Here is a 9478-nt window from a genome sequence, read left to right on the forward strand (position 1 = left end):
TCAGGAACTCAGCCGTTCAGCCGGGCGCTGTCGAGAGTATACAGTTCCTGCGCGCGCTGCACGCCGCGCAACGCATAGCGCCCGATGCAGGCGAGTGATGTGCGTTCCTCCTCTGGTATCGCTGCGGCGAAATCGGAGGACATCAAGACGTTGAGATCGACCGAGCGGCAGATCGAGGCGATGCGGCTGACCTCGTTGACGGCAGGTCCGATGACGGTGAAGTCCAACCGGTCCTGGCTGCCGATATTGCCGTAAAAGACGTCGCCGATATGCAGGCCGATATAGACGTCGGTCGTCGCCCGGCCGTCGGTCGCACGCACGGCATTCAACGTGGTCAGCTTTTCCCGCAGCAACGATTCGGCGCTCAGCGCCGCACGACATGTCTCCGCCGGCACCGCACCCTTAAAGATGGCGAGCACACCGTCGCCGATCAACTTCAGCACGTTGCCGCCGGACTCGTGGATCGCCGTGATCACTGCCTCGCTATAGTCGTTGAGCAGCGGGATGATCTCCTCCGGCGGCACGCTGTCGGAGATCTTGGTGTAGTTCAGCAGGTCGGAAAACCAGAGTGCCGCGGAAATCCGCTCCGATTTGCCGCGGCTGATCTTGCCTTCCATCACCTGGCGCGCGGCGTCCTCGCCGAGATAGACCTCGGCGATGGTGCGGGCGATACGCCCGAGCGCGATACATTTGATCGCCAGCCCCAGCACCGGCACTAGCTTGCGCAGGATGGCGAGGTCGTGATCGGAAAAGCCCTCCGGATGTTTCGTCGCGAAATGCGAGAAGAAGCAATCCATCTCGCCGATCGTGCCGGCCTCGGAAAAACGATGCATCATCGCCACGAAATCCGTGTGACCGGCTTCAGCGATCGTATCGAGCATGGAGAAATCGATCGGATCGCCGAAGCCGAGACGCCGGCGTATCTCCCGCTCGTTGCGAGACCAAAGATGATAGAAGGCCGAACGCTGCCAGTTCGACGCCGCCTCCCCCGAGATCGTCGGACCATATTCGAATTCGGTCTGGACTTCCTCGACGCTGTCCCAGCGGAAGGCGCGGCCCTCATGCACCGGATGCAGCGTATCCATCAACGCCAGACCGCGATCGAGCGGCAGGCCGGCATCCCGGCAAGCCGCGCAGAAACCGGTCATGAGCTCGGCCTCTGAAGCGCCTTTCAGTCCCTGCTCCGTGATCCAGGCTGCAATCGTGCTGACGTCGCTGTAGTCCATGCTGCTCACCTCACTCGTGTCAAAGCTGTAGCCCGAATCCGGCATCGAAGGAAAGTCAATTGGCTCAATCGGCCGCGGGCATATTGTAGGGCGTGACGATTTCGACTGATGAAAGCGAGGGCGTGACCGCGCGCGGCAAGGCGGTCGCCCGGCTCATGATCGCCCGGAAGGCCGAACGCGCATCGGTTCTGAGATCATGATGCAGCACGAAGCCGATCCGGCGCGCCGCAAGCAGGGCGCGATTATCCGCATCGAGATCATGAGCGACGAAAACGCGGACGGGGCGTTTGGCCATGTCGAAGGCCGCAAGCACCGCCCGGTTGCCGCCGCCGATCGAATAGACGGCGTTGATGGCAGGATCGGCCGCAAGCGCTGCCGCGGCAAGCGTTCCCGTCGCGGCATCGGTGCCGTGCCCCTCGCTGATTTCGGTAATGCAGATGTCGGGATAACGGGCGCGGATGGCGCGGCGAAAGCCGATTTCGCGCTCCTCCTCGCCACGGAACCGCCCACTCGACAGCGTCACCAGCACTTTGCCGCCGCCAGCCCCGAGAAATTCGCCGACCAGATAGGCGGCGGTCTCTCCCGCCGCCCGGTTGTCGGCGCCGGCATAGGCGATGCGTGCCGAATTCGGCAGGTCGGTCACCAGCGTTACGACGGGAATGCCGGCCGCATCCGCCCGCGCGACAGCGGCAGCCACCTCGGCGACGTCAGGCGCCTTGAGTACGATGCCGTGCGTGCCGCGCAGCCGGATGCGATCGAGAAGCTGCACCAGTTCGGCCGGCTTCATCACCTCGGCAAAATGGAACCGGCAGCGGAAGACACCCGGCAGGAAGGTCGCCATCTCCGTCTCGAAGGCGGCCCGCACCGCATCGCTGAAACGCTGCGGCGTCTCCATGACGATATCGATCGCCATCATGCGACCGCTGCCCATCGCCGCGGCTTGCTGCTTCTCCAACTCCGCCATCGCCGCCTTCACCCGCATCCCGGTCTGCCGGCGCACACCCGGCCTGCCGTTCAGCACCCGGTCGACTGTCGCCGTGCTGAGCCCTGCCTGGAAGGCGATATCCTTGACGAGAAAGAGGTGTGCCATGCGACCGGCCTGATGGTTTTTTGATGGATTTCTGATCTATATCACCTGGCATCGCGGCGTATAGTGCCTCCATTGGAACGAGGGAGGAGCCCGCCATGAAGACCGACAACCAGCAGAAACTGCGCGCCGACCGCGTCTGGCTGAGCGAAGACGCCTGCGATCTCGATGAGTTTCGCGCGCTTGCAGAAAAGACGACGGCACTTGCCGATTACCCCTCGGCGTCTGCAGTCGAAAAAAACGTGCTGATCTATGACAGCCGCAAGGTCATGATGGCGGCCGCAACGCCAGAAGGCCGACGCGCCGTGCTAGCCGAAATCTGCGACGCCTTCGGCGAGGGTCCTGGTGTCGTCGTGTTCAAACGCGCCTACGAAGACACCGGCATCATCGACCGCGCCAGCACGATCTTCGATGCGATCATCGAGGAACAACATCGCACCTCAACCGGCGGCGGCGATCACTTCGCCAAGCCCGGTGCCAACGACCGTATCTGGAACTCGCTGGAAAAACATTGCCTCGCCGATCCGGCAAATTTTGCTGAATATTACGGCAACGCCATTATCGCGCTGGCCAGCGAAGCCTGGCTCGGTCCGAGCTACCAGATGACGGCGCAGGTCAATCGCGTCAATCCGGGCGGCGCAGCGCAGGCGGCGCATCGCGACTACCATCTCGGCTTTCAGTCCTCAAAGGTGATCGAGCAGTTCCCGGCACATGTGCATCGGCTCTCGCCGGTGCTGACATTGCAGGGTGCGGTCGCCCATTGCGATATGCCGCTCGAAAGCGGTCCGACACTCTTCCTGCCGCACAGTCAGACCTATGTACCGGGCTATCTCGCGCTGAAGCGGCAGGAGTTCCGGGATTATTTCGAGACCAACCATGTCCAGCTGCCGCTCGAAAAAGGCGACGTCGTCTTCTTCAATCCCGCCCTCTTCCATGCCGCCGGCACCAACCACTCGGCCGATATCAAACGTGTCGCCAATCTCCTTCAGATCTCCTCCGCCTTCGGCCGGGCAATGGAAACCGTCAACCGCGAGAGGATGAGCGCCAGGCTGTTTCCCGCCTTGAAGGCCTTGCAGGGAAGGCTCTCACCTGACGAAATTGCCAACGCCGTCGCCGCCTGCTCCGAGGGCTACTCCTTCCCGACCAACCTCGACCGCGACCCTCCGCTCGGCGGCCTCGCGCCGAAGACACAGGCGCAGCTGATGCATGAGGCGCTAAAGGAAGGCTGGAGCGCTGAAGTATTTGCGGCAGCACTTGCCGAGCAGACCAACAAGAAGTTGAGCTAACTTGGGAGGCTGGAGCCCCCTTGTATCCGCCCTACGGCACCTTCTCCCCGAGGGGAGAAGGGGAAATCGAGACGTTGCCGCGAATCTCTTCTCCCCAGCGGGGGTCCGAAGGACGGGTTGAGACCGGTGGCTCAACCCAAAGGTGCTGGCAGGCGGATGAGGGGGCATCCGCACGGACATAACAGCCTCCCGAACCGGCGGGAGGCCACGCAAATCAATTACACATGGAGGAACCACATGAGCACAGACCACGGCCGCCTCGACGGCAAGATCGCCATCGTCACCGGCGGCACGCAAGGATTGGGCGCAACCATTGCCCGTCTCTTCGCCGAACGCGGCGCGGAAGGCATCGTCATCTGCGGCCGCAACGAAGCCAAGGGCAAAGCGAAGGCGGCGGAAATTTCGGCTGCGACCGGCGCCAGGATCGTCTACGTCAAAGCCGACCTCGGCAAGGTCGAGGATGCACAGAATGTCGTGCGCGCCTGTGACGAGACCTTCGGCCGCGTCGACGCGCTGGTCAACGCCGCCGCCATCACCGATCGCGGCACCATCCTCGATACCAGCCCGGAGCTCTTCGACGCCATGTTCGCCGTCAATGTTCGCGCGCCGTTTTTCCTGATGCAGGAGGCGGTGAAGGTCATGCGCCGCGAAAACATCGAGGGTACGATCGTCAATATCGGCTCGATGTCGGCCAAAGCCGGCCAGCCCTTCATCGCCGCCTATTGCGCCTCCAAGGGCGCGCTGGAAACGCTGACGAAGAACACCGCCTACGCGCTCCTGCGCAACCGCATCCGCGTCAACGGTCTGAACATCGGCTGGATGGCCTCCGAAGGCGAGGACCGGATCCAGCGTGAATATCACGATGCCCCCGCCGACTGGCTGGAGAAGGCGGCGGCAAGCCAGCCCTTCGGCCGCCTCGTCGATCCGCACGAGGTGGCGCGCGCCTGCGCTTACCTGTCGTCTTCCGAATCCGGCCTGATGACCGGCTCGGTCATCTGTTTCGACCAGTCGATTTGGGGCGCTTACGACGGCTCGCCGCATCCGGTCGCGGCGCTCTGACGAAACCGGAGCCCGGCATTTCCATCGCCGGGCTCTGGCACCTCCAGGTTTTTGCCGCTAGGAAAAGAACGGCAGCATTCAGGGAGGAAACTGGCATGGGCGACAATCCGATTTATGAGACCCGCGACGAACGCTTCGGTGCAATGGTCATCGGCAGCGCCGCCCTCGAGGAGCTTTATTCCGGCTGCCGCTGGACGGAGGGCCCGGTCTGGTTTTCCGACCTGAACTGCCTTCTCTGGAGCGATATCCCGAATGAACGGATGATGCGCTGGACACCGGATGGGACGGTCTCCGTCTTCCGCTCGCCCTCCAACTACGTCAACGGCAACACCCGCGACCGGCAGGGCCGGTTGGTCTCCTGCGAACATGGCGGCCGCCGCGTCACCCGCACCGAGACGGACGGCACCATCACCGTTCTCGCCGACAGCTACAAAGGCAAACGGCTGAACTCGCCGAACGACGTCGTCGTGCACTCCGACGGCGGGGTCTGGTTCACCGATCCGACCTACGGCATCCTGTCGGATTACGAGGGCCACAAGGCCGAGCCCGAGCAGCCGACGCGCAATGTCTATCGGATCGATCCCTTAAGCGGCGCGATCGACGCCGTCGTCGAGGATTTCATCCAGCCGAACGGCCTTGCCTTTTCGCTCGATGAGACGAAGCTTTATATTGCCGATTCCGGCTCCGCAAAACATGACGTGCCGCGCCATATCCGCGTTTTCGACGTCGTCGACGGCAGGGCGCTTGCCAACAGCCGCTATTTCTGCAGCCTCGATGTCGGCCATCCCGACGGTTTTCGTTTCGATGTCGCCGGCAATCTCTGGACGAGTGCCTCCGACGGCGTACACTGCTTTTCGCCGGACGGCACCCTGCTCGGCAAGATCAGGGTGCCGCAGACGGTGTCCAATCTCACCTTCGGCGGCCCCAAGAAAAACCGGCTCTTCATCACCGCGACGCGCTCGGTCTATTCGATTTACATCAAAACGACCGGCGCACAATATCCGTGAGGATCAGGGCGCCGGCTTCAAGATCGCCGTTCCGGGATGACGAGTTCCGTAAAAAAAGCTAAAGCGCGTCACACGAATGAGATTCGATGTGCGCGCCTCAGAGCCTGATGCCGAAACTTGTGAGCGGTTTTCTGACCGCATCCGGTTCTGGTGGCGAGCATATCGATTGCATCAAGGAGGAATATTATGACCCAATTTTCATGCGCCGAAGGGCGCCGCACCGTCCTTGATGCCGCAACCTGGAGAGCCTGACATGCGTTCCGTCGTTTCCTTCAACGAAGGCTGGAGTTTCCATGAGGGCTTCGGCCAGCGTTTGCTCGAAGCTTTCGATGCCGCCAAGTCGGTCAGCCTGCCGCATACCGCCGTCGAACTGCCCTTCAGCTATTTCGATGAGACCAGCTATCAGCGCGCCTTCACCTATCAGAAGGTGCTGCGCTGGCTGCCGGAATTCGAGGGCCGTGAGATCTCGCTCGTCTTCGATGCCGCTATGGCCGACAGCGTCGTCTATCTGAACGGCGAAGAGATCATTGCCCATAAGGACGGCTACACGCCCTTCGAGGCCCGCCTCACCGGCAAGCTGGTCAAAGGCGAGAACCTCGTCACCGTCAAGATCGACGGCAGCGAAAACCCTGACATTCCCCCTTTCGGCGGCCGCATCGATTATCTGACCTATGCCGGCATCTACCGCGACGTCTGGCTGAAGGTCACCAACCCGGTCTCGATCCGCAATCTCAAGATCGAAACCACCGACGTTCTTCGCCCAGAGAAATCGGCGACCATACGCGTCGACATCGCCAACCCCGAGGGCCGCAGCTTCTCGGCGACCGTCACCGCCACGCTGAAACAGGCCGACGGCACGGTGGTCGCCACTGCCGCAACCGAAACGATCGGCAGCCGCACCACGCTCTCCTTTGGCGGCCTCACCGGCATCGCTCTCTGGGACATCACCGATCCCACGCTCTATGACGTCACCGTCGAGCTCAGGACTGAACACGGCTCCGACCGTCTTTCCACCCGGATCGGCTTCCGCACTGCCGAATTCACGCCGGAAGGTTTCCTCTTGAACGGCAAGCCGCTGAAGCTGCGCGGCCTCAATCGTCACCAGGCCTTCCCCTATGTCGGTTATGCCGCCGGCCGCTCCGCCCAAGAGCGTGACGCCGACATCATGAAGACGGTGCTGAAGTGCAATATCGTCCGCACCTCGCATTATCCGCAGTCGAAATGGTTCCTCGACCGATGCGACGGGATCGGCCTGCTGGTCTTCGAAGAGATCCCTGGCTGGCAGCATATCGGCGATGCCGAATGGCAGCAGGAATCGATCGAGAACGTTCGTCGCATGATCGAGCGCGACTGGAACCACCCCTCGATCATCATTTGGGGCGTGCGCATCAACGAGTCGCAGGATAATCACGATTTCTACGCCGAGACCAATCGCCTCGCCCGTGAACTCGACAGCACCCGCCAGACCGGCGGCGTGCGTTATCTCACCGAGAGCGAGCTGCTCGAAGACGTCTATACGATGAACGACTTCATCCTTGGCAATGAAGAGCTGCCGGGCGCCAACCGCCCGCGCACCGCCTTGCGCGCCCAGCAGGAAAATACCGGACTGTCCCATAAGGTGCCGTACCTCATCACCGAGTTCAACGGCCACATGCACCCGACGAAGATTTATGACCAGGAGCAGCGCCAGGCCGAGCATGTGCGCCGTCACCTGGAAGTGCTGAATGCCGCCTATGGCGACCCCGATATATCCGGCGCCATCGGCTGGTGCATGTTCGATTACAACACCCACAAGGATTTCGGCTCCGGCGACCGCATCTGCTATCACGGCGTGATGGACATGTTCCGCGAGCCGAAATTCGCGGCCTATGCCTATATCAGCCAGTGTGACCCTTCCGAGGAGATCGTCATGCAGCCGGTGACCTTCTGGGCGCGCGGCGAACGCAATATCGGCGGCGTGCTGCCGCTGATCATCCTGACCAACTGCGACGAGGTGGAGCTGCAATATGGCTCGCTCAGCAAGCGCATCGGTCCGGACCGCGAGAACTATCCGCATCTGCCGCATCCGCCCGTCGTGCTCGACCATCGGCACTTCACCGCCGATGAGCTCGGCACCTGGGGTCTCGAGTGGATCGACGGCACTTTCACCGGCTATATCGGCGGCGAGCCGGTGGCCAGCCTGACGCTGGCGGCCGATCCGCTGCCGACGACACTGGAAGTCGTTGCCGATAGCTCGACGCTGAAGGCCCGTGAACGCGACAGCACGCGCGTCATCATCCGCGCCCTCGACCAGCGCGGCCAGCGCCTGCCTTTCATGAACGACAGCATTTCGCTGAAGGTTCACGGCCCGGCCAGGATCGTCGGCCCGACCAATGTGCCGCTGCAGGGCGGCACCGCCGGCTTCTGGCTGGAGGCGACGGGGTTCACTGGCGAGATCACCGTCGAAGCGGTCTCCACGCGTTTCGCGCCGGTGACACTCGGTGTCACGGCTGCCTGACCCTCACCCAATCCGGACCTGGCTCGCCGGATCGAAGAACACGGCCTTGTCGAGATTGAAGGCCAGGCGGGTTTGTTGTCCGGGAGCGATGCCGGTATCGGCGCGCAGGCGGGCGACGACGGATTTGCCGCCGAGTTTGGTGACGGCGAAGGTGTCGGAGCCGGCCGGTTCGACCACCTCGATCAGGCAATCGCCCTCGGTCAGCGCGCGCGCCTTGCGGTCGGCGCCATCGGGATCGGTCAGCGCCTCGGGGCGGATGCCGAAGATCACCTGTCTGCCGGTATAGGCGGTCAGGCCGTGATTGCCTGAGATGACCGGGAGCCTGAGCGGGGCGGCATTCGGCCGCTCCAGCGAGACTTCGAGACCGCCGGCGCCGTTTTCGACGGTGGCGGTCAAGAGGTTCATCGCCGGCGATCCCATGAAGTCGGCAACGAAGATGTTGGAGGGGCTGTTATAGATCTCGGCCGGCGTGCCGAACTGCTGCAGCACGCCGTCCTTCAGCACGGCGATCTTGGTCGCCAGCGTCATCGCCTCGATCTGGTCATGGGTGACATAGACGAAGGTGGTGCCCATGCGCTGATGCAGCCGCTTGATCTCGGTGCGCATGTCGACGCGCAGCTTGGCGTCGAGATTGGAGAGCGGCTCGTCGAACAGGAAGACCTGCGGATTGCGCACCAGCGCCCTTCCCATGGCGACACGCTGGCGCTGGCCGCCGGAGAGCTGGCTCGGCTTGCGGTCGAGCAGATGGCCGATCTGCAGCATGTCGGAGACCTGGGCGATCGCCCTGGCGCGCTCCTCCTTCGGCACGCCGCGGATCTCCATGCCGAAGGCGATGTTGCCTGATACCGTCATGTTCGGATAGAGCGCATAGGACTGGAACACCATGGCGATGTCGCGCTTGGAAGGATGCAGACCGCTGATGTCGCGCCCGTCGATCCTGATATCGCCAGAGGTGATCGTCTCCAGCCCGGCAATGGTGTTGAGCAGGGTGGACTTGCCGCAGCCGGACGGGCCGACCAGCACGAGAAAGCCGCCCTTTTCGAGTTCGAGGTCGATCCCCTTGAGAATGTCGACGGCGCCGAAGCGCTTTTTGAGACCGGAGATTTCGAGGAAGGCCATGGATTACCCTTTGACAGCGCCCGCCATCAGACCGCGCACGAAGTAGCGGCCGGCGAGGATATAGACGATGAGCGTCGGCACGGCGGCGATCATCGCCGCCGCCATGTTGACATTGTATTCGACGACGCCCGTCGAGGTGTTGACGACATTGTTCAGCGCCACCGTCATCGGCATGGATTCGCCGGTGCCGGCGTAAG

7 protein-coding genes and 1 pseudogene are annotated in these 9478 nt (G+C 62.7%); 4 read left to right on the forward strand and 4 right to left on the reverse strand.

From position 1 onward, the window contains the following. Positions 1-8: 8 nt before the first annotated feature. Together ACIPSK_RS28500 and ACIPSK_RS28505 are read right to left on the reverse strand one after the other, a co-directional pair. Complete coding sequence (locus tag ACIPSK_RS28500) at positions 9-1226, reverse strand: adenylate/guanylate cyclase domain-containing protein (protein WP_162119129.1); 1218 nt, start codon at positions 1224-1226, stop codon at positions 9-11. A gap of 64 nt (positions 1227-1290) precedes the next feature. Further along, positions 1291-2316, reverse strand: coding sequence for a LacI family DNA-binding transcriptional regulator (locus tag ACIPSK_RS28505; RefSeq protein ID WP_162119130.1), 1026 nt, complete (start codon positions 2314-2316; stop codon positions 1291-1293). A 95-nt stretch (positions 2317-2411) separates the two neighbouring features. Between ACIPSK_RS28505 and ACIPSK_RS28510 the strand changes: the two genes are divergently transcribed. The 4 genes from ACIPSK_RS28510 (at position 2412) to ACIPSK_RS28525 (ending at position 8162) form a co-directional block, all read left to right on the forward strand. Continuing rightward, positions 2412-3599: a phytanoyl-CoA dioxygenase family protein gene (locus tag ACIPSK_RS28510; RefSeq protein WP_162119131.1), complete on the forward strand. Its 1188-nt coding sequence runs from the start codon at positions 2412-2414 to the stop codon at positions 3597-3599. A 237-nt stretch (positions 3600-3836) separates the two neighbouring features. Next, entirely contained in the window at positions 3837-4658 is an 822-nt protein-coding gene (locus ACIPSK_RS28515) for an SDR family oxidoreductase (protein WP_130675103.1), read from the forward strand. A gap of 95 nt (positions 4659-4753) precedes the next feature. Then, complete coding sequence (locus ACIPSK_RS28520) at positions 4754-5665, forward strand: SMP-30/gluconolactonase/LRE family protein (protein WP_162119132.1); 912 nt, start codon at positions 4754-4756, stop codon at positions 5663-5665. A gap of 253 nt (positions 5666-5918) precedes the next feature. Further along, entirely contained in the window at positions 5919-8162 is a 2244-nt protein-coding gene (locus tag ACIPSK_RS28525; protein ID WP_162119133.1) for a glycoside hydrolase family 2 protein, read from the forward strand. A 3-nt stretch (positions 8163-8165) separates the two neighbouring features. Here the strand turns inward: ACIPSK_RS28525 and ACIPSK_RS28530 are convergent, their stop codons facing one another. Further along, the gene (locus ACIPSK_RS28530) at positions 8166-9281 is read right to left on the reverse strand and encodes an ABC transporter ATP-binding protein (RefSeq protein ID WP_446533085.1); all 1116 of its coding nucleotides are present in this window, start codon (positions 9279-9281) and stop codon (positions 8166-8168) included. Positions 9282-9284: 3 nt separating this feature from the next. Then, positions 9285-9478: pseudogene (locus ACIPSK_RS28535) on the reverse strand (carbohydrate ABC transporter permease); the annotation flags it as partial.

It is taken from the genome of Rhizobium sp. LARHSG275, assembly GCF_052871115.1.